The organism is Bacillus cereus group sp. BfR-BA-01309 (assembly GCF_022664315.1).
GTDB classification, from domain to species: Bacteria; Bacillota; Bacilli; order Bacillales; family Bacillaceae_G; genus Bacillus_A; species Bacillus_A mobilis.
On the sequence record NZ_JAKUHE010000011.1, the window covers coordinates 1 to 20914 of the forward strand.

The following is a 20914-nucleotide window of genomic DNA, read 5'->3' on the forward strand; positions in this document are numbered from 1 at the left end:
TTCATCCTGAGCCAGGATCAAACTCTCCAATAAAGTTAGTTTGTCTAGCATCTAAAAATAAAAATTGACGTTTCACGTTGTTTGTTTCGTTCAGTTTTCAAAGAACTTGTCTGCCGCTTCAGAAGCGACTTCATCATATTAACATCTTCATTTTTCGATGTCAACCATGTTTTAAAATTTCTTTTTTGTCGTTTTCTGCGTTTCCGCATCAGCGACGTTTATTAATATACCATCATGGTTTTTAAATAACAAGTGTTTTTTATAAAAAAACACAAAAAAATATCCAACCTATTTTCTTCTATATAGGAACACCTCATCCCCTCTACAGAAAACAGCCATTTAAAATTGTATACCGATACACTCTAATTGACCCAACCGCATTTTATAAGCCTATTCTCTTCTATAATAAAGCCCATACCATTTACCTCTCTATAGGCCAACAATATAACAGTACAAATCAATCCACACTAAAAAAGAGATTCAGTACTTCCCTCTCCAATCAGCATGTTCACTTTCTATAATAAAGCGAACATGCTGATTTTTGATTTTGTTCTTCCCGAAGATTATTAACGGATCAGACCGCTCGAATCCAACCGAATTTTAAAGCGAGGGTCTTAGCGTCCAGCGAATAGTGGGATAAACAACAAATTTGTACTAAAAACATTAACTTAAGATTATTGTTAGAATTTTTTTACATTTAATTAATGAAAAATATCCATTTTTTGTTATATAGTAAGAAAGGACGTACTCAACTATAAATAAACCGATGGAGGAATTACTTTATGGATAGGTTAACAAAGTTTTCGTTAAAAAACCGCGCCGCTGTTATCATCATGGTTTTTCTCATTTCCATACTCGGCGTTTATTCCGGTTCCAAATTACCTATGGAATTTTTACCAAGCATCGATAATCCTGCAGTCACTGTCACAACCTTATCTCCAGGACTTGACGCTGAAGCAATGACGAAAGAAATAACAGATCCTCTTGAAAAACAATTTCGCAATTTAGAACATATCGATAGCATCACCTCTTCTACACACGAGGGATTATCACGCATTGATATCGCGTATACATCCAAAGCAAATATGAAGGATGCAGCACGCGAGGTCGAAAAAGCCATTAATACAATTAGACTACCTAAAGATGCAACAAAACCCGTAGTGAGCCAATTAAATACTTCTATGATTCCACTCGCTCAAATTGCAATCCAGAAACAAAATGGATTTTCAAAAGCAGATGAAAAACAAATCGAAAAAGAAATCGTACCACAACTCGAAAGCATTGATGGCGTTGCTAACGTTATGTTTTTCGGAAAATCAACTTCTGAATTATCTATCGTACTAGACCCAAATCAATTAAAAGATAAAAACGTAACAACAGAACAAGTATTAAAAGTTTTACAAGGAAAAGAAACTTCCACTCCAGCTGGAGCCGTTACCGTTAATAAAGAAGAATATAACCTTCGCGTCATTGGGGATATCAAAAATGTAGATGCTATTAAAAACATTACCGTTGCACCTCAAGTAAAATTGCAAGATGTTGCTCAAATTGAACTGAAACAACACTACGATACAATCTCACATATAAACGGAGAAGAAGGCACTGGATTAATCATCATGAAAGAGCCAAGCAAAAATGCGGTTGCAATCGGAAAAGAAATCGATAAAAAAATCAAAGATATAAGTAAACAATATAAAGATCAGTTTTCTATTAAACTTTTAGCCTCAACTCATGAACAAGTTGAAAACGCTGTTACTAGCATGGGAAAAGAAGTCATCCTTGGGGCAATTGCTGCAACTCTAATTATCTTAATCTTTTTGCGTAACTTCCGAACGACACTCATCGCTGTTGTCAGTATTCCATTATCTATTTTATTAACACTCTTTTTACTACACCAATCTAACATCACACTTAACATCCTAACTCTTGGTGGTTTAGCAGTTGCCGTTGGACGTCTCGTCGATGATAGCATCGTTGTCATTGAGAATATTTTCCGTCGTTTACAAAAAGAATCTTTCTCTAAAGATATTATTCTCGACGCAACGAAAGAGGTCGCCGTTGCAATTACTTCTTCTACTTTAACAACAGTCGCTGTTTTCTTACCTATCGGACTCGTATCCGGAGTAATCGGAAAATTAATGTTACCTATGGTATTAGCAGTTGTATATTCTATATTATCTTCCTTAATCGTCGCACTAACAGTTGTTCCACTTATGGCTTTTTTACTACTCAAAAAAACAAAGCACAGAAAGCCAAGCTCTTCACCACGATATGTCGCTACATTAAAGTGGGCTCTTTCGCATAAATTCATTATTCTACTTACTTCTTTTTTATTATTCGCAGGATCGATTGCAGCCTATGTATTACTACCGAAAGCGAATATAAAATCTGAAGACGACACAATGTTATCTATTAACATGACTTTCCCAGCTGATTACGCTCCTGAAACGCAAAAACAAAAAGCTTTCGATTTCGAAAAGAAATTACTTTCTAACTCGGATGTAACGGATGTTATTTTACGAATGGGATCTAGCTCAGAAGATGCACAATGGGGGCAAACGACCAAAAATAATCTCGCAAGTATATTAGTAGTCTTCAAGAAAGGCTCTAATATTGATCAATATATTAAAGAGTTAAAAAAAGAAAATAAAACCTTTGAACCCGCTGAACTGGATTATATAAAAATGAGTTATTCAAGCTCTGGCGGCGGCAACAATTTGCAATTTAACGTAACAGCTACTAACGAAACGAATTTAAAAGAGGCTGCTACTCTAGTCGAAACAAAACTAAAAGATACGGATGCTCTATCTAAAGTAAAAACGAATTTAGAAGACTCTAAGAAAGAATGGCAAATCCATATTGATCAAACAAAGGCCGAACAACTAGGATTAACACCAGAATTGGCAGCACAACAAGTAGCATTCCTTATGAAGAAATCACCTATTGGTGAAGTTTCAATCAATAATGAAAAAACAACTATTATAATAGAACACAAAAAAGAAAACATTACTAAACGAGAAGACATTTTAAACACAAACATACTATCACCTATTAATGGACCAATTCCTTTAAAAGACATTGCAACTATTTCAGAAAAGCAACTTCAAACAGAAATTTTCCATAAAGACGGAAAAGAAACGATTCAAATTACTGCTGAGGCCTCAAATGAAGATTTAAGTAAAGTAAGCGCAGAAGTAAACGAAACGATAGCTAAACTAGACTTACCTAACGGCGCAAAAGTAACTATTGCAGGCGCAACTGAATCTATGCAAGAAAACTTCACAGATTTATTCAAAATTATGGGGATTGCAATCGGGATTGTATATTTAATTATGGTTATCACCTTCGGACAGGCGCGCGCTCCTTTTGCAATTCTATTCTCCTTGCCATTAGCTGCTGTTGGCGGTATTTTAGGATTAATCATTTCAGGAACACCCGTTGATATAAATTCCTTGATTGGCGCATTAATGTTAATCGGGATTGTCGTTACAAATGCTATTGTATTAATAGAAAGAGTGCAACAAAATAGGGAACACGGAATGGAAACAAGAGATGCCTTACTAGAAGCGGGTTCCACTAGATTACGCCCAATTATTATGACAGCTATAACGACAATCGTCGCGATGCTTCCTCTCCTATTTGGTCAATCACAAGCAGGAAGCATGGTATCAAAAAGTTTGGCAGTCGTTGTTATCGGTGGTTTAGCAGTCTCAACCGTTCTGACATTAGTAGTCGTTCCAGTTATGTATGAACTATTAGATAAAATCGGGAGAAAAAGACGCTCTCGTAGAAAAATAAGCACTTCCACAGAAACACCTGATATTTAAAAGAAAAAGAGTTATCTTCATGAATGAAGATAACTCTTTTTCTCTACCTACTCATATAATCCATCATTTTTTGAGCATATCGCTCTAAAGGCTTACCAGAATCTACAATAAGACATTCGATATTTAAAGGTCTTTTACTACCATCTAACCACGTTTTAAAAGCTACTTCCGAATCCACTCGTCCAATCTGACTGACCATACGCTTACGTGTTTGTAGCCTATTATTAATCTCTTCCATATCATTAAGATAACATTCGATATATTTATACTTCACACCATGTTTATTAGATAGCTTCATTCCTTTTTCAATCATCCCTTCATATAGACATGGGCTATCCAATATCACACTATGCCCTTGTTCTAAATAAGAATCAATCAATACCCATTCAATATCGTATGATACTCCTCCAACAACCGTCGATTCAATCCCTTTCATTTCTAATGATTGTAACAATGCCGATTTCAAAACATCATGATCTACAATTACAGCACCCGTTAACTTCGCTATATACTTAGAAACTGTGGATTTTCCCGATCCTGGAAAACCTGACATTTGCAGAAAAAACAAATTAACTTCCCCTCTCATCCACACCTATTCTTCTATATAATCAATTACAAATTCAACAATCCTTACATCTATTCCTTCTATATTAAAATACAAAAAGAACTCCCTACTTATAAGCAGAGAGTTCCTCTTTATCATTTATGCTGCTTTTACCTTCTTCGTCGTTTTACTTTTTCTTTTCGTTCCTGTAAAACGTTTGTGCAATACAGATGCTACTAAGCGCGAAATAACGTTGAATAGTAATACCATAATAATTAATACAGCTGCAGATTTTGTCGCGATCAACTTCGCATCTGGAATAACTCCTTCAGAATTTAACTTCCAAATATGAACCGCTAATGTTTCAGCTGGTCTAAATGGATTTAAAGGATGCGCAGGACTTGAGAAGTCCGCTGCTGAATTTAAAATCGGGGATGTTAAACCCGCTGTGTAAATCAGTGCGGCCGCTTCCCCAAATATACGACCCGCCGCTAAAATAACACCTGTAATAATTTGCGGTAATGACGATGGAATAATAATACGAGCAATCGTTTGCCACTTCGTTGCACCTAATCCAAGACTTGCCTCTTTTACATTATGAGGAACTTCTGAAATTGCATTTTCACAAACACGTGTTAAACCTGGTAAGTTTAAAATAGTTAGAGCAAGAGCACCACCCATTACTGTGTATCCCCAGCCTGTCATTGTAACGAACACTAACAAACCGAATAAACCAACAACAATAGAAGGTAAAGACGCCATTGTCTCAATACATAAACGAACAAAATTTAAAAAACGCCCTTGTTTTGCGTACTCTGCTAAATATATTCCAGCACCTAACCCAAGAGGAATAGATATAACAAGCGTTATAACAAGCATGTAGAAGGAATTGAATAACTGTGGACCAATCCCACCACCAGCTCTTGTATTACTTGGTTCTCCAAACAAGAAATTAGGATCCCAAAATCCCCATCCCTTTTGCAAAATTTCAAACACTAAGAATACTAGAAGAGCTACAACTAAAGCTGCAACTGCGTAAAAGATACCTGTCCAAATTTTATTTACCGTTCTTGCATTCATTATTATCGCTCACCTCTTTGTCCAATCGCTCGAATTACTAAAATAAACAGGAATGAAATAACAAGTAAAATCATCGCTAAAGTCCATAGCGCATTGTTCCAAGCAGTTCCGTTCAATGTATTTGTCATGTCCATTGTCAAAATACCAGTTAACGTTGCTGTAGGACTGTATATTCCTTCTGGTAATCTAATTGTGTTCCCGATTACCATTTGAACCGCTAATGCTTCACCAAAAGCACGCGCTAAACCTAAAACAATACCTGTTAAAATCCCTTTTTTCGCAGCAGGAACAATCACTCGGCTAACCGCTTGCCATTTCGTTGATCCTAGACCATAAGAAGCTTCTAAATAATCAAATGGAACAGAGCGTATTGCATCAGAAGCGATACTAGCAATAGTAGGTAAAATCATAATACTTAATACAACAATACCTGCAATTAAACTAAAGCCCACTCCCCCGAACGAATCACGTAATAGCGGCACTAAAATCGTAACCCCTAATAATCCGTATACAACCGAAGGGATACCAACTAATAATTCTAAAACGGGCTTCAATACTTTATTTCCAAACTTCGGCGAAATTAAATTCATGAATATAGCAAGAGCTATAGCAATTGGTGCACTAATAATAACCGCACCTAACGAAACTACTGTTGAACCTACAATGAAAATCAAAGCCCCAAAGGTTCCTTCGTCAGCATTTGGATTCCACTTTGTCGATGTTAACATCTCAGTAAATGAGATACCGCTTTGTGTAAAAGATTGAATACCTTTACCGCAAATAAACGCAATAATAGCTAATGTAATTAAAACAATAAAAATACCACAAAACGTAACAAGCGATCTTCCTATATACTCACTTTTTACGTAATTAATTTGTTTTTTCCCCTTCATCACAGGTCAGACCCCACTTCATAGATTGAAATGAACAGGACTGGCCTTGCAGCCAGCCCCATAAAATTTTATTACTTATTTAATTTAGACATTGGAATGTAACCCATATCTTCTACTTGCTTTTCAAAGTCTTTACCTTTTACATAGTCAATGTAAGCTTTCGTTGCTTCTTTCGCTTCACCTTTTGTTACCATGTACTCGTAAGACCAGAATGGATATTTACCAGACGAAATGTTTTCAACTTTTGGTTCAGAACCATCAATTTTCACTGTTTGTAGTGCACCTTTTTTATCGCCAACCATGTAAGACATCGCTAAATAACTTACTGATCCTGGCGTAGAATTGATCGCTTGCTCTACTGCACCGTTAGAATCTTGTGTTGTACCAGTTCCATCATTAATTTTCGCTTCTTTCATAACTGTCTTTTCAAATGTAGCACGTGTACCAGATGAAGCTGGACGGTTAATTACGTTGATTTTTTCATCTTTCCCGCCTACCTCTTTCCAGTTTGTTACTTTACCAGTGAAGATATCTTGTACTTGTTGTACTGTTAAGTTATCAACTTTTACATCTTTATTTACGACAAGTGCGAATGCAATACCCGCAACCTTGTTATCTACTAATTCTTTTGCTTTTTCAGCATCTTTTATTTTATCTCCTGATGGAACATCTGAATTACCAATTTGCACTGCACCCGATGCTACTTGGTTAATCCCAGTTCCACTACCGCCACCTTGAACTTGAATAGAAACTTTTGAATTTTTCTCCATGAATTTCTTTCCAGCTTCCTCCGCAAGAGGTAGAAGAGCTGTAGATCCAGCTGCTGCAATCGTACCTGATAATTCTTGTTTTGTATTATCGCTTCCTTTAGCAGTTTCTTTACTAGCTGTATCTTCTGCTTTCCCACATCCAACTAACGCTCCTGCCACCACTAAAGCTGCTAAAGAAAATTTAATACCTTTTTTCATAACCATGTCTTGTACCCCCATTTGGATTATCGCTTTTCGAATTCATTTTCTTTCGAACACAAATTCATTGTAGGACAACAATATTATGTGAGTGTTAAGCAATTTTTAATTTTAAGTAAATGACGATAATACTCTTTAAAAGCTAGGAATCCCAACATTTATAGTTAAAGAACCCAACAAAATCCACATTAATTAAGCAGTAATGTAAATTTAGTCTTAACAATGTAAATTCAATGTAAATGTTTTTCGCTCTTTTCCCCTCTTAGTTAAAAATATATTTACAAACCCATTATATTTTTTAACTTTTACACTCTTACTTCATTTACATTCAACAGAATTTCAGTAATATTTTTTAGTACAACTAAATAAATTGGAACAATTCTAAAAATAAATGAATATTTTTAAAGTACCAATTGACAGCATCCTCCAATGTAGTCTACTATATTACTAACAAAAAGTTTACCTAAGGAAACTTTTTAAACTTAAACTAACAATATAGAGATGAGGTAACTTTTATGGTATCGGCTAATACAAAACCACTTTCCGAATTTAAAACAGGAGAGTTTGTACAAATTGAGAAGATACAATTAGAAGGAACTATGAAACGACGTTTATTAGATTTAGGATTTATCCCTGGGGCAACGATTAAAGTATTACAGCGCAGTCCACTTGGAGATCCGGTCGCTTATCAAGTAAGCAATACAACTATTGCACTACGCAAGGAAGAAAGTTCCCTTATTTTCGGGGTAATAATAGGAGATGATTTCAGATGAGCAAACATCGCATTGCTTTAGCTGGCAACCCGAACACCGGGAAAAGTACATTATTTAATACTTTAACAGGCTTAAAACAACATACTGGAAACTGGACGGGAAAAACTGTTTTAAAAGCTGAAGGGGAATACGAACATAACGGAAGTAAATATACATTAATAGATTTACCTGGAACTTACTCACTATATTCCAATTCTGCGGATGAAGAAGTAGCAAGAGATTATATTATATTTGAAAAACCAGAAGTAACTGTCGTTGTTATAGATGCAACTGCAATGGAAAGAAATTTAAATTTAGCACTACAAGTGATGGAAATGACAAGCAACGTAGTCATTTGTATCAACTTAATTGATGAAGCGGAGAAAAAAGGCATCGTTATTGATGAAAAGAAATTAGCAAAATCGCTTGGTGTACCTGTAGTTAAGATTTCTGCTCGTAACCGAGTAGGTATTGGGCATTTGCTAAGTGTGATCGCTAAAGTAGCAAATAGAAAACTAATCCCGACACCAATTAAGGTTTCTTACAGTAAAAAAATCGAAAGTATGATTCAAGAATTAGAACCACAAATTTATAAAGTGTTCGGCGATACGTATCCAGCACGTTGGATTGCGTTACGTATATTAGATGGAGATAAAAATTTCTTAACTACACTTCAAAAACACCATAATGAACCACTTGTAAGGGAGGTCGTAATGAATGGAATCTCACTCAGCCAGTAAAGCTCTTCCATTAGACTATATTATTCAACATGCACAAGCACTCTCAAAAGAAGATATACGAGATGATATTGTCGGAGATATTTATCGAACATCTGCAAGCATATGTAAAGAGTCTGTTCAATATACAAATACCGATAAATTGTATCGTTCTGAAAAACTAGATAAAATTTTCACATCTCCCATCTGGGGATTCCCAATTATGCTCGGTATCTTATCTATTATTTTCTATCTTACAATTGCAGGCGCTAACGTACCGTCTGATATGATTGCTGAATTCTTCGGATGGGCCGAAGGATATTTAACATCTTGGTTCCAGGCAGCACATGCACCTGAATGGTTACATGGCATTTTAATACTTGGCTTATTCCGTGGTATCGGTGCTGTTATTAGCGTTATGTTACCACCTATGGCAATCTTCTTCCCTATGTTCGCACTATTAGAAAACTACGGATACTTACCACGTGTTGCATTTAATATGGACCGTTTATTCAAACGATCCGGTGCACACGGTAAACAATCTTTAACAATGGCAATGGGCTTTGGTTGTAATGCAGCCGCTATTATGTCAACACGTATTATTGAATCCCCACGTGAACGTATGCTTGCAATCTTAACAAACAACTTTGTTCCTTGTAACGGTCGCTGGCCTATGTTAATTTTAATGGCTTCATTATTTATGGCTGCTGGTTATACAGGTAGTATGCAAACATTAGTTACTGCTGGCGTTGTAGTTGGGATGGTTGTAATCGGTGTTATTATGACATTAACTGTTTCTTGGGTACTATCAAAAACAGCTTTAAAAGGTGTGCCAACTCACTACACTCTTGAGTTACCACCGTACCGTAAGCCAAAAGTTTGGAATACAATTGTACGTGCAACACTCGATAAATCTATTTATGTTTTAAAACGAGCTATAGTTGTAGCAGCTCCTGCGGCTGCATTAACTTGGTTACTTGCTAACATTTTCATCGGTGACACAAGCTTACTTATGTATTTTGTAAACTTCCTAGACCCATTCGCTAAAATGCTAGGACTTGACGGTTTTATTCTAGCTGCGTTCATTCTCGGACTACCAGCTAACGAAATTGTTATCCCGATTTTATTAATGTCTTATTTATCAACTGGAGCTTTAACTGAAATAGATGATTTTAATCAAATTAAAAATCTATTCTTAGAAAATGGTTGGACTTGGTTAACAGCGTTAAACACAATGTTGTTCTCACTTCTTCATTTCCCATGTGGAACAACACTGGTTAACATATATAAAGAAACAAAAAGTGCAAAATGGACATTCTTATCGTTTGCAATCCCTACCGTTATCGCCATTGTTGTGACATTCCTCTCTACACAATTGGTACATTGGTTAGGGCTTGTATAAAAGCAAAGCATACATAGAAGGTATCCCCCTTCACATATGCTTTGTACAAAAGAAACCTGAAATTATTCAGGTTTCTTTTTTTGCGCATCAGTATTCCAAGGCTGTGCTCCATACATTGTGAGTTTCTTATGAATAAAGTATATAGCTCCCGGAAGAACCGCCATTAATATCGTGCAACTAATCCCTAGACCAGTAAACAACTTACATCACCTTATTTCACTCTTTTCGGTAAGGCTGAACCAGAATGCTCAATGGTCGGATGAACATGAACAGTAACCTCAGCATTACTAAAGTAATTTTCACCTTGATCCCAATTCTTATCTATCTTCTTCCATTCTTTATAATTATGCCGCTTATATACTTCTCCTAACGCTAATACATCTACCTTATATTTTTTTTGAACAAGCTTAATCGATTTTTGGATACGCTTCTCCATTTCCTCCGCAATTGTTTTCTTCAATCGACTTTCATTCATAATTTGTTTATGATCACTAAAGTGTACCTCCGCTAAAGTGCCTTCAAAAGATAAATGAATATCAAACTTCGGTTTTGTGACATCTTCTGTAGATACTTTAATCTTTCGGTGCATCTTATGAATTTCATATGTAATAAGCTGGTCTTGCTTACGGATCGTAAAGAATCCGCCAATTTTCTTACCTATTACATAATTCATTCCTAATGTTTCTTCTCCACCCAAACTGCCTACACACTTATTATCCTTCCCCCGAAACAACGCTGCCCCGTTCATTTGTACCCCTTGTTTCGTTAGTTCAAGAATAGGTAATACGAAGCTTCTGTTAGCAATCATTTTTTGCTGCACCTCACCAATTCTTGCAGCCTCAATCATTTGAGCATTTTTCGGAGGATGTTCAGCTAGCATATCAATATACTGCGCTGGTAAATTTTCAGGCTTCGCACTCTGCTTCAAAATAGCTTCGGCATCTTTCTTAGAAACGAATAAACGAATATTTCGTCTCATCTCATGATCACGAATATACACATCTAATGTATTTTGTAAAACATATGGATTCGCTAATAATTTTTCAGAAAAAATTATCACTTGTATATGAGGAAAGAATAATGAGCGACTAATTTTTTTGGCGATAATTCGGATTTGCTCAAAGACACTATCCGCTTTCGCACTAACATTAATATAATTTTCGCTATCCCCACCACCTTGTCCACCTTGCTGCGCTAACTTACTGGGAAGTACCATCTGATACGTCCCTTTCATAATCGGATTCGATTCCTTTTTTTTCACAATATCATAAGCTGCACCGACTACAAATCCTCTTTCTTCTATTTCTTCTAGCTCAGAGCATCCACTCATCAATCCCGCTAACACTAGAAGCATTATAATTTTAAGAAGGTGTTTCATTTCTACCATTCCTTCTTTTTATTTTATATACAATTAAAACGAGCAAAGGCGCTAACACAACAAAGCCCATATCTATCCAAGCTAAATACGTTCCGTAATTTGATAAAGTATTTAAATTACCAGGGATCATATTCAGCATAAAAATCATAGGAGCACTTACGAAAATAAAGATATGCTTCTTAACTTTCGGAAACATAGCACAAAACAATAAAGATGCGACGTCATAATACATCGCTGTCGTGTTATAAATCGTAATAATCCAAGTCGTAAAAAAAATCGCATCGAATCTTTCTAAAAACCCCCCACCAATTTCGATTTCCTTCCCTAATTCAATCGTTGGATATGTTAATCCCCGGGTTGTCATATATGTAAACACACTAATACAAGTTAAATAAATTAAAATATAAGACAAGACGTTTACCATCACAGCTTTCGCAACTGCCATCGGCGCTTTTTTTGCCGTCTCGTTTAACATCACTGCATAAAATAAAGCCACCTCAAATCCAATAAACGTAAAAATAGAATTCTTCACTCCAACAGCATATTGACTGATGCCCGTTTGAAAAGCAGGTAGTAAATTATCTACTTCCATTAAATTCACATTCAATAAAGAAAGCAGTACGATCGCAATTAAAACAATTGGTAAGAATAATACATTTAACCTTAATAAAGCAGCCCTAGATCCAGCAATTCCATAAACAACAACTAACAAAAAAAAGAAAGATAACAATTGTATTGGCGTATCACTAAATAAATACGTTTGTGAAATAATTGAAATTTTCCGTGCCTCATATGCTGTCAAAGCAACGAATGTTAGCACTAAAATGATACTAATTGTATATGCAACAGGCTTCGTCAAGTGCTCACTCGTATATTGAACAAAATTTTGTTTTGGGAATAAAATAGCTACCCGAGTCACAAACCAACCTAAACACGCACATATCAATCCGCCAAGAAGCAAAATAATCCAACCATCTGAAAATAAAGTTTGGTCGGCAATATCCCTTGGCATAGATAATGCACCTATACCAATAATGGTTGAAGATACCGCAAATCCAAGTTCCCGAGATCCAATTTCTTCGTCCCCGTATTTAAATGGTTTCAATTATTCTCGCTCCTTTGGACGAATTGTAGAATCTTTCGTTTGTAAATACTCTGGTCTATCTTTTAACATCGACTTCGGCATGCGAATAATTTCTTCTTTCCAATCTTTATAAAATGCAGGAGCAATAGGCGTTGTATACGGGACACCAACACTCTTTAAATTCGTAATATGAACTGCAAGTGCGATAAGCGCTAAAATAATTCCATACAAACCAAAAGCAGTCGCTGCTAAAACAAAGACAAAAAGTAAAATGCGAAACGTAATCGTAATGCTATATACAGGGAGAGAAAAGGTAGCAATAGCTGTAACCGCAATAATGATAACTAAAAACGGATTTACAATTCCTGCGTTCACCGCTGCTTCTCCAATTACAAGCCCACCTACAATCCCAATTGTTTGCCCCATCGGTTTTGGCAACCTAATTCCCGCTTCTCGTATTAACTCCATCGTTAATGCCATCATTAATGTTTCTATATAGGCAGGAAATGGCACACCTTCCCTCGCCCCAGCAATTGAATACGCCAGTTTAGAAGGAATAAGTCCTTGGTGATATGAGACGAGCGCTACATACATCGCCGGCATTAAAACTGCAACTATACCAGAACCCATCCGCAAAATTCTTAACAAAGTTCCAATTACCCAACGCTCATAGTGATCTTCCACAGATTGAAAAATATCAACAAATACTAGCGGGGCTATAAGAGCAAATGGTGAGCCATCCACCAAAATAGCTGCCTTTCCTTTCGCTAATGAGGCCACAATATTATCAGGCCTTTCCGTATTCAAAAACTGCGGAAACGGTGACAAATTATTATCTTGAATTAATTGCTCAATCGTACCCGTCTCAAAAACGACATCTGTTACTATCGATTGAAGACGCCGATCTAGCTCTTTTACAATGTAAGGATTTATAATGTCTTCTATATATACTAAAGTCACTTCTTTTTGGGATCTCTTCCCCATAATATAAGATTGAAATCTCAGCTTTGGGTCACGTAAACTACGGCGAATTAACATTTTATTCACGTTAATATCTTCATTTAATCCAACCCTCGGTCCACGTATTAAATCTTCTGTTACCGGCGGTTCTAAACTTCTTTTTTCCCACGCTCTACTATTAATCACGATAGCGGTTTGAATATTATCAATTAATATAACCGTATCTCCTGCTAAAATCGCATTTATAATATCCGGAAACGTTGTCTTCTTACCGACTTCGGCAATAGAAATAAAACGATCCAATAATGTTTGAACAACAGCTTCTTCTTTATGTACTTCTTCATATTGAAGTGTACGAACTACATATTTATAAACATTATCCTTATCCGTTAACCCACATAAAAAAATAACAGCACAGCGTGTAAAACTACCAGCAAGGGCAACTTCCCTAATTGTTAAATCATTAGGCGAACCTAACTCATCCCTAATTTCTTTCATAACTTCAACTAAGTTACCTTTTAGCTCTAACAAGTCCCCCACCTAACTTCCTTTTCAACAAGTTTTTAGTTAGATTCCGCTAATAGAAGAAAATATATACAAAAAAGAGCCATCTCTTTTCAAAGATAGCTCTAGTACATGGATTACTTTTCTACTATTATATTGTCTGCTTTTATAGACACATTTTTCGTGAATCCACTAACGATAAACATCACAATCATATTTATTAACAAGGCGACTATACCTACATTTAAATCTTTTATATATTGAGGGAAACCTGGAAACATCGTAGCTATAGTTGAGCCCGATAAAGTAATATATGCGACCACTAACAATCCAATCCCCATGCCTGCAATTGCCCCTTGTTTCGTAATAACCTGACGTGGAAACAAACTACATACAAGTGCAGGGAAAAGTTGTGTCACTATACTATATCCCATTAAAAGAAGAGCCCCTATCGTTTCTCCTCCTTTAAATGTAAACAATACTGCAACAAGTGTTACTATAGGAACAAATAATTTCGCCACTTTAGCAACTTGTCTATCTGAAGCAGATGGGACCATTGTTCGATAAATGTTTTTTGCTAATAATGTAGAAGCAGCCATTACAAGCATAGAACCCGGCACTAATGCCGTTAAAACTCCAGCACTACCAATAATCCCGATAAACCACGGATCAAAAGTTTGAAGAGCCAGACGGAATAACGAAAGGTCTACATCCCCTCCCTTTAATCCAGGAACTTGCAAGATAGCTGCAAACCCTGCAAAGAATACGAAAAGTAAAACTAAAGAATACAGTGGCATAATTGCCGCATTTTTACGAAATACTTTTTCATTTTTTGCAGAGAAAGCAGAAGCGAATGTATGGGGCCACATATAGAAACCGAGAGCTGTTAATACAATAGTAGAAACAAACCAAGAAATACTCATTCCTTCATCAGGTAAAGATAAAAATCCAGGTTTCGCTGCTTCTACCGCTTCAAACATCGGCTGAAACCCTCCGTAATAATGGTACGGTAAATATATACCTAAAAACATAACGATAAACAAGATCATAATATCCTTCAAAGCGGCCGTCCAAGCAGAGCCGTGTATACCTGAAACCATTACATATATCGTTATGACAATTGCACCAATCCAAACTGCAATAACCGGTGATACCCTTCCGTAAGATGCTTCCGAAACGATAATCCCCAACCCTTTTAACTGTAAAACAAGGTAGGGAATTATCGAAATAACCCCAATGATAGAAACGATAATGCCAAGTGTCTGACTCTTATATTTCTTCACAAAAAAATCTGGCTGTGAAACAAGGTTATGCTCTTTCGCATACTTCCAAACTGGCGGCAATAAAAAGTAAGATAAAATATAAGCTAATGCACCATAACCTAAAATATAGAAAGTAGGCGCTCCTTTACTATACGCCCATCCACTTCCGCCTAGAAATGTGAAAGTCGTATAAATTTCACCTGCCATCAGAAGAAAAACAAAAATAGTGCCAAACCCTCTTCCACCAACTGACCATTGCTCTAAATTCATATCTTTTCCATGTTGTGCCCGAATTCCTAAAAATAGTGCGAGAAACAAAAATAATATAATGATAAGTAATGCGGTCATTTCACATCCCCCTTATTAGCAGGATCAAATACGTACACAAGTCCCATACAAAGAGACGTAATGAGCACCGATAATAATACCCAAAATAATAAAAATGGCATCCCTAATACGTAAGGAGTAACTGAATTAGCAAATACCGGTCCAACAACTAAACAAAAAACTGGAATAAGCGCTAATACGTGTATTTTCTTCATCTCATTCTCCTTTACTTATAAAATTCATAATGGAGGATACAAAGACTTCCACTCCAACCGGTAATGCATCTTCATCAATAGTAAAACGAGGGTGATGGTGAGGATATATAATTCCTTTCTCTTTATTTCCTGCTCCGATAAAAAAGAATGTCCCTGGCGCCTTTTGTAAAAACGCTGAAAAATCTTCCCCAGCCATCGTCGGCTGTAAACGAGTAACTCGTTCCCTTCCATAAAGCTGTAATGCTGTTTGTTCAATAACCTCTGTAACTTCATAATCATTTACTACCGGTCGATATCCATATTCATAAGAAAACGTATATTTCGCCCCGTAAGCTTCCGTCACATGCTTCACAATCCGTTCAACCCTTTTCTCTGTTACTTCTCGTAACTCATGTCTTAAACTCCGCACTGTCCCTTCAATCTCCGCTTGTTCTGGAATTACATTATGAGTTGTCCCAGCATGAAATTGTGTAACAGATACTACAAGAGAATCTAGCGGATCTGTGAGGCGAGATACAATTTGCTGAAGTTGTGCAACAACTTGTGTACCGATTGCAATACTATCAACCGTTTCATGAGGGATTCCAGCATGTCCACCTTTTCCTTCTATCGTAATTTTAAAAACATCTGGGGCAGCCATTGCAGGACCATAAATTACACCTATGTTACCAACCTCTAACGCTGCCCAAAGGTGAGCACCAATAATATAATCCACACCTTCCATTACACCTGCTGCAACCATTTCCTCTGCACCACCAGGAAAGTTTTCTTCCGCATGTTGGAAGAGAAAACGAACCTCCCCTTTAACCTTCTCTCTTTCCTCTACTAACTTATGTACAACCCCAAGTAATATCGCTATATGTCCATCATGGCCACATGCATGCATCACACCTGGATATGTAGAAATAAAATCAAACTCATTTTCTTCGTGAATAGGAAGAGCATCCATGTCAGCACGAACCGCGATAGTTTTACCAGGTTGTTTACCAATTAACCTTGCCATTACACTATATTTAGTAGGTCTTGACACTTCTAAATGCGGGATTTCTCGAAGTATATCGAATACAAACTGTGATGTTTTTTCTTCTTGAAAAGATAACTCTGGATACTTATGAAAATGCCTTCTCCACTCAATCAACTGATTCTTTAATAAAACAAGTTCCTTTGCGACATCCATTTCTCTTCATCCCTTCTTCACTAAGTTAAATGTTATTATAACGTGAACTGTTAACTTTTAAAAGAATCTTCTGAATTTTCTACCTCTATAACTTAAAAATAAAAAGCCATCAAAAAGATGACTTTTTCATTATTATAAAATAGTGATTGCTTGTTTCCCCATTTGCTCCCAAGCTCTCTCAAACTCTGCTCGCGGAACAGCCAAACGCGGATTATTTTTCAGAGGATCATTTACATACACAAAGTTTTGATCATATCCAATTACTACTACACTATGCTCAAAATATGTAATTTTCACTTCGCCAGAGCTTGTTTTCCATGTTTCAAAACTACTCTCAGCGAGTGGTTTAAACGTTGTATTAATAATGACCCATACTGGCGACCCAGAACTAACTACTTTATACATATCTTGCACGTCTCTACCTGTTAAATTCACTACTTTTCCAGGAATATATTTTTCTGCTAAATTAAAAATAGGTTGATTATATACACCATATCCTGGTTCTGCCTTCGTATAAATATTTCCAACGAACCCCTCATAAGGATTTCCACGTAAACCATTTTGCTCAAACGGAACACGATGAATCTCGCTAGCAAGTTGCATCTTATCTACTTGTATACCTTTGTATTGCAGCAACATAGCCAAACTTGTAACTTCACATCCACGAGGTAATTCTGGTAACTGTTTTATAAACGGAACATTTTCAATCATCGTCGCTTCTTTCATTTCAGATAGAAACTCTAAACGGAACACTTGCGCCTTTTGCATAATTTTATCTTTCCCTATAAAAAACGCGGCAGCAAATATAATTCCAAAAACAAAAAGATATTTTAACTTTTTCATTTTAAACAAAACTCCATTAATTATTATTTTACAGACATACCTTCTATCATTGTACCTTTCTTCTTACTAGTTTGCTAGAAAGATTCTGTGAACTATTGTTCACACTTCCATCGTTATAAAATTCTAATTATTTTTAATAAAAAGAAAAAACAATATACTTTTCTGAATATTTTTGCTAAAATCTAAATAATTAACATAGTGAAGATATCACCTTGTTAATAAAAACATTCTTAGAGTATTTAGTCATAGTTCGTATTTTTACATACTCCATTCATTTCATAATAAATAAACCGAGTATGTGCCACATCCCCCACTTATGATTAAAAACTCGGAATGAAAATCAATTCATACATACAAGAAAATAACGAGGTGAGGGGCATATGAATCAACAAGTAGAACAAACAGATTTAAAACGAACAATGAAAAGTAGACACCTATTTATGATTGCACTTGGTGGTGTTATTGGAACTGGCCTATTTATGGGATCTGGTCAAATCGTTCATAACGCCGGTCCTGGTGGTGCTATTCTTGCATTTTTAGTTGGTGGATTTGTTATGTATTTAACGATGTTATGTCTTGGTGAATTATCAGTTGCTATGCCAGAAGCAGGTTCATTCCAAAGCTATGCAAGCAAATTTATTTCACCTGGTTTTGGATTTGTTGTCGGGTGGATGTATTGGTTAAATTGGGCTGTTACAGTTGGGGTAGAGTTAACAACTGTAAGTATTTTAATGAAACGTTGGTTTCCAGACGTTTCTTCTTGGATTTGGTGTGTTACATTTGCAGCAGCACTCTTTCTTGTAAACGCATTATCAGCAAAGGCATATGCAGAGGCAGAATTTTGGTTCGCAAGTGTAAAAGTCGCAACCATTGTTGTTTTCATCGTACTCGGTGGTGCAGTTATGTTCGGTCTACTAGACTTTAACGGAAAACCAGCGCCAATGCTTCACAATTTCACTGAAAATGGCGGATTATTTCCAAACGGTGCATTAGCTGTTCTTCTTACGATGATTACAGTAAATTACTCCTTCCAAGGAACAGAATTAATCGGAATTGCTTCAGGAGAAAGTGAAAACCCTGAAAAAACAATTCCAAAAGCGATTAAAAATACCATTTGGCGAACTCTCTTCTTCTTCGTCCTAGCAATATCGGTTGTTGTAGGTTTACTCCCATGGCAAGAGGCTAATCTAGTCGAAAGTCCATTTGTACTTGTATTTGATGTAGCTGGTGTTCCATATGCAGCTGACATTATGAACTTTGTTATTATTACAGCAGTATTATCCGTAGCCAACTCTGGTCTATACGCAAATTCTCGTATGCTTTGGGCAATGGCAAAACAAGGAATGGCAAGTCCAGCCTTTACAAAGTTAACGAAAAAAGGTGTGCCACTAAACGCATTAATTTTCAGTCTAATCTTTGCAAGTTTGTCTCTATTAACAAGTATATTTGCGGCAGATACTGTATTTTTAGTTTTAACATCTATTGCAGCTATGGCCGCTGTCGTAGTTTGGATGTCAATCGCAGCTTCACAGTTTTTCTTCCGTAGAAACTTCTTAAAAAACGGTGGAAACATTAATGATTTAAAATATCGCACACCGCTTTATCCAATCGTTCCAATCGTAGCATTCTCACTCAATTTCATTACATTTGTTAGTTTAGCTTTCATCCCAGATCAGAGAATTGCTCTTTATTGCGGTATTCCATTTATGATCATCTGTTACATTTTATACCATTTTAAATATAAAAAAGTTGTCACATTTGAACAACAAATACATCTAAAAAAAGAAGTAAACTAAATATACAAAATATTCAACTATCTTTCTTATGATAAGATAGTTTTTTTCTATTTCTTGGATATCTTGGTATAACTTTATTTATCTTAAAATTTCCACAATCACGTTTTTAACTGGAAAATGGTTTACAATGTTATCAAGTTACAAATGATATTCACCTTAAAAAGTGTGCATTTGTGTCTATTTTTTAACAATATCGCAAAAACTATTGCCATCTATAAATTAATAGGTTTATATTGTTTTATTGGCATAGTTTCAATCCAAGGAGAAAGGAGATTTTCAATCGTGCAACTAAAGAAAACGTTTTGGAAGCTGGCTTCGCTTCTTCCGTTATCATTACTTCTGTTCCTCGGTGGCTGTGATAAGAAACTCGCAGTATTAAATCCGCAAGGACCTGTTGCAAAAGCACAGTATGATTTAATTGTTTGGTCATTCTTGCTTATGTCATTAATTATCGCAATTGTATTCATCTTGTTTACAGTCATCTTGATTCGTTATCGTGAAAAACCAGAGAATATGGACTATGAGCCACCTGAACAACACGGTAACACATTATTAGAAATCATTTGGACGCTTGTTCCTGTTATTATCGTTATCGCATTATCGATTCCAACAGTAAAAGCAACTTATGCTTCGGAAGAGGTTCCGGCAGAGTCCAAACATATTAAACCAGTTGAGATTTATGTTACATCTGCAAACTGGAAATGGTTATTCAGTTACCCAGAGGAAAAAATTGAAACCGTTAACTATTTAAACATCCCTGCTGGTGTACCAATTCAATTCAAACTGACTTCTGTCGGTCCAATGAATGCTTTCTGGGTACCAGAACTTGGTGGTATGAAGTACACTATGGATGGTATGATTATGGATCTTTATTTACAAGCTGATAAGCCAGGTTCTTACCTAGGCCGTAGCGCGAATTTCTCTGGTGAAGGATTCACTCACATGGAATTCGAAGTTGAAGCAAAAACTAAAGAGAAGTATGACAAGTGGGTTAAAGAAGTACAACAAACTGCTCCTAAACTAACAGAAGATAAGTACAACGAAATTGTTAAACCTGGTGTAGTTGGTCGTATGACATTCTCTAGTCACCACTTAAGTTATGTAGATCCAAAATCACTTGAATATTGTGATTACAACTACTACAAAAACAAAAAATAATAGCTATTATTCCAACAGATTGGAGTGA

18 protein-coding genes are annotated in these 20914 nt (G+C 36.1%); 6 read left to right on the top strand and 12 right to left on the bottom strand.

The genetic code is table 11. The annotated features are described in order from the left end of the window. Nucleotides 1-782 precede the first annotated feature (782 nt). Nucleotides 783-3827, top strand: coding sequence for an efflux RND transporter permease subunit (locus MR115_RS20165; RefSeq protein WP_242242551.1), 3045 nt, complete (start codon nucleotides 783-785; stop codon nucleotides 3825-3827). 43 nt (nucleotides 3828-3870) lie between these two features. Here MR115_RS20165 and MR115_RS20170 read toward each other — a convergent pair whose 3' ends face one another. The 4 genes from MR115_RS20170 to MR115_RS20185 all read right to left on the bottom strand — a co-directional run bounded on the left by MR115_RS20170 (nucleotide 3871) and on the right by MR115_RS20185 (nucleotide 7318). Next, on the bottom strand, nucleotides 3871-4395 hold the full coding sequence (locus MR115_RS20170) for a P-loop nucleotide/nucleoside kinase family protein (RefSeq protein ID WP_242242552.1): 525 nt from the start codon (nucleotides 4393-4395) through the stop codon (nucleotides 3871-3873). Nucleotides 4396-4530: 135 nt separating this feature from the next. Next, nucleotides 4531-5451, bottom strand: a complete 921-nt coding sequence (gene pstA / locus MR115_RS20175) for a phosphate ABC transporter permease PstA (protein ID WP_061676307.1) — start codon at nucleotides 5449-5451, stop codon at nucleotides 4531-4533. 2 nt (nucleotides 5452-5453) lie between these two features. Further along, complete coding sequence (pstC, locus tag MR115_RS20180) at nucleotides 5454-6344, bottom strand: phosphate ABC transporter permease subunit PstC (protein ID WP_242242658.1); 891 nt, start codon at nucleotides 6342-6344, stop codon at nucleotides 5454-5456. A 71-nt stretch (nucleotides 6345-6415) separates the two neighbouring features. After that, complete coding sequence (locus MR115_RS20185; RefSeq protein WP_000245106.1) at nucleotides 6416-7318, bottom strand: phosphate ABC transporter substrate-binding protein PstS family protein; 903 nt, start codon at nucleotides 7316-7318, stop codon at nucleotides 6416-6418. Nucleotides 7319-7827: 509 nt separating this feature from the next. Here MR115_RS20185 and MR115_RS20190 point away from each other — a divergent pair. Genes MR115_RS20190 through MR115_RS20200 form a run of 3 tightly spaced genes read left to right on the top strand, consistent with a single transcriptional unit; the run spans nucleotide 7828 to nucleotide 10182 of the window. Then, complete coding sequence (locus tag MR115_RS20190) at nucleotides 7828-8085, top strand: FeoA family protein (protein ID WP_242242553.1); 258 nt, start codon at nucleotides 7828-7830, stop codon at nucleotides 8083-8085. Next, nucleotides 8082-8804 (top strand): FeoB small GTPase domain-containing protein, encoded by a 723-nt coding sequence (locus MR115_RS20195; protein ID WP_242242554.1) that lies wholly within the window; start codon nucleotides 8082-8084, stop codon nucleotides 8802-8804. The genes MR115_RS20190 and MR115_RS20195 overlap by 4 nt, the downstream gene beginning before the upstream one ends. Then, nucleotides 8782-10182, top strand: a complete 1401-nt coding sequence (locus tag MR115_RS20200; protein WP_046953770.1) for a nucleoside recognition domain-containing protein — start codon at nucleotides 8782-8784, stop codon at nucleotides 10180-10182. The genes MR115_RS20195 and MR115_RS20200 overlap by 23 nt, the downstream gene beginning before the upstream one ends. 62 nt (nucleotides 10183-10244) lie before the next feature. On the opposite strand, the gene MR115_RS20205 is transcribed toward MR115_RS20200, so the two are convergent. The 8 genes from MR115_RS20205 to MR115_RS20240 form a co-directional block, all read right to left on the bottom strand. Then, nucleotides 10245-10382, bottom strand: coding sequence for a hypothetical protein (locus MR115_RS20205; RefSeq protein WP_061658275.1), 138 nt, complete (start codon nucleotides 10380-10382; stop codon nucleotides 10245-10247). A gap of 11 nt (nucleotides 10383-10393) precedes the next feature. After that, nucleotides 10394-11560: a Ger(x)C family spore germination protein gene (locus MR115_RS20210; protein WP_242242555.1), complete on the bottom strand. Its 1167-nt coding sequence runs from the start codon at nucleotides 11558-11560 to the stop codon at nucleotides 10394-10396. Further along, nucleotides 11544-12665, bottom strand: a complete 1122-nt coding sequence (locus MR115_RS20215; protein WP_242242556.1) for an endospore germination permease — start codon at nucleotides 12663-12665, stop codon at nucleotides 11544-11546. Before MR115_RS20215 ends, MR115_RS20210 begins: the two co-directional genes overlap by 17 nt. Next, complete coding sequence (gene gerLA / locus MR115_RS20220; protein ID WP_242242557.1) at nucleotides 12666-14144, bottom strand: spore germination protein GerLA; 1479 nt, start codon at nucleotides 14142-14144, stop codon at nucleotides 12666-12668. A 101-nt stretch (nucleotides 14145-14245) separates the two neighbouring features. Continuing rightward, nucleotides 14246-15718 carry a sodium:solute symporter family protein gene (locus MR115_RS20225; protein ID WP_242242558.1) on the bottom strand — a complete coding sequence of 491 codons (1473 nt, stop codon included), beginning with the start codon at nucleotides 15716-15718 and terminating at the stop codon, nucleotides 14246-14248. Next, on the bottom strand, nucleotides 15715-15912 hold the full coding sequence (locus tag MR115_RS20230) for a DUF3311 domain-containing protein (protein ID WP_000719861.1): 198 nt from the start codon (nucleotides 15910-15912) through the stop codon (nucleotides 15715-15717). Before MR115_RS20230 ends, MR115_RS20225 begins: the two co-directional genes overlap by 4 nt. Before the next feature lies 1 nt (nucleotide 15913). Then, nucleotides 15914-17089 (bottom strand): amidohydrolase, encoded by a 1176-nt coding sequence (locus MR115_RS20235; protein WP_242242559.1) that lies wholly within the window; start codon nucleotides 17087-17089, stop codon nucleotides 15914-15916. 132 nt (nucleotides 17090-17221) lie between these two features. Then, nucleotides 17222-17932: a C39 family peptidase gene (locus MR115_RS20240; protein WP_144535715.1), complete on the bottom strand. Its 711-nt coding sequence runs from the start codon at nucleotides 17930-17932 to the stop codon at nucleotides 17222-17224. Nucleotides 17933-18312: 380 nt separating this feature from the next. Between MR115_RS20240 and MR115_RS20245 the strand changes: the two genes are divergently transcribed. Beyond that, a complete protein-coding gene (locus MR115_RS20245; protein ID WP_242242560.1) occupies nucleotides 18313-19728 on the top strand; it encodes an amino acid permease in 1416 nt (471 codons plus the stop codon). A gap of 282 nt (nucleotides 19729-20010) precedes the next feature. Further along, nucleotides 20011-20886, top strand: a complete 876-nt coding sequence (locus MR115_RS20250) for a cytochrome aa3 quinol oxidase subunit II (protein WP_046957295.1) — start codon at nucleotides 20011-20013, stop codon at nucleotides 20884-20886. Nucleotides 20887-20914 lie beyond the last annotated feature (28 nt).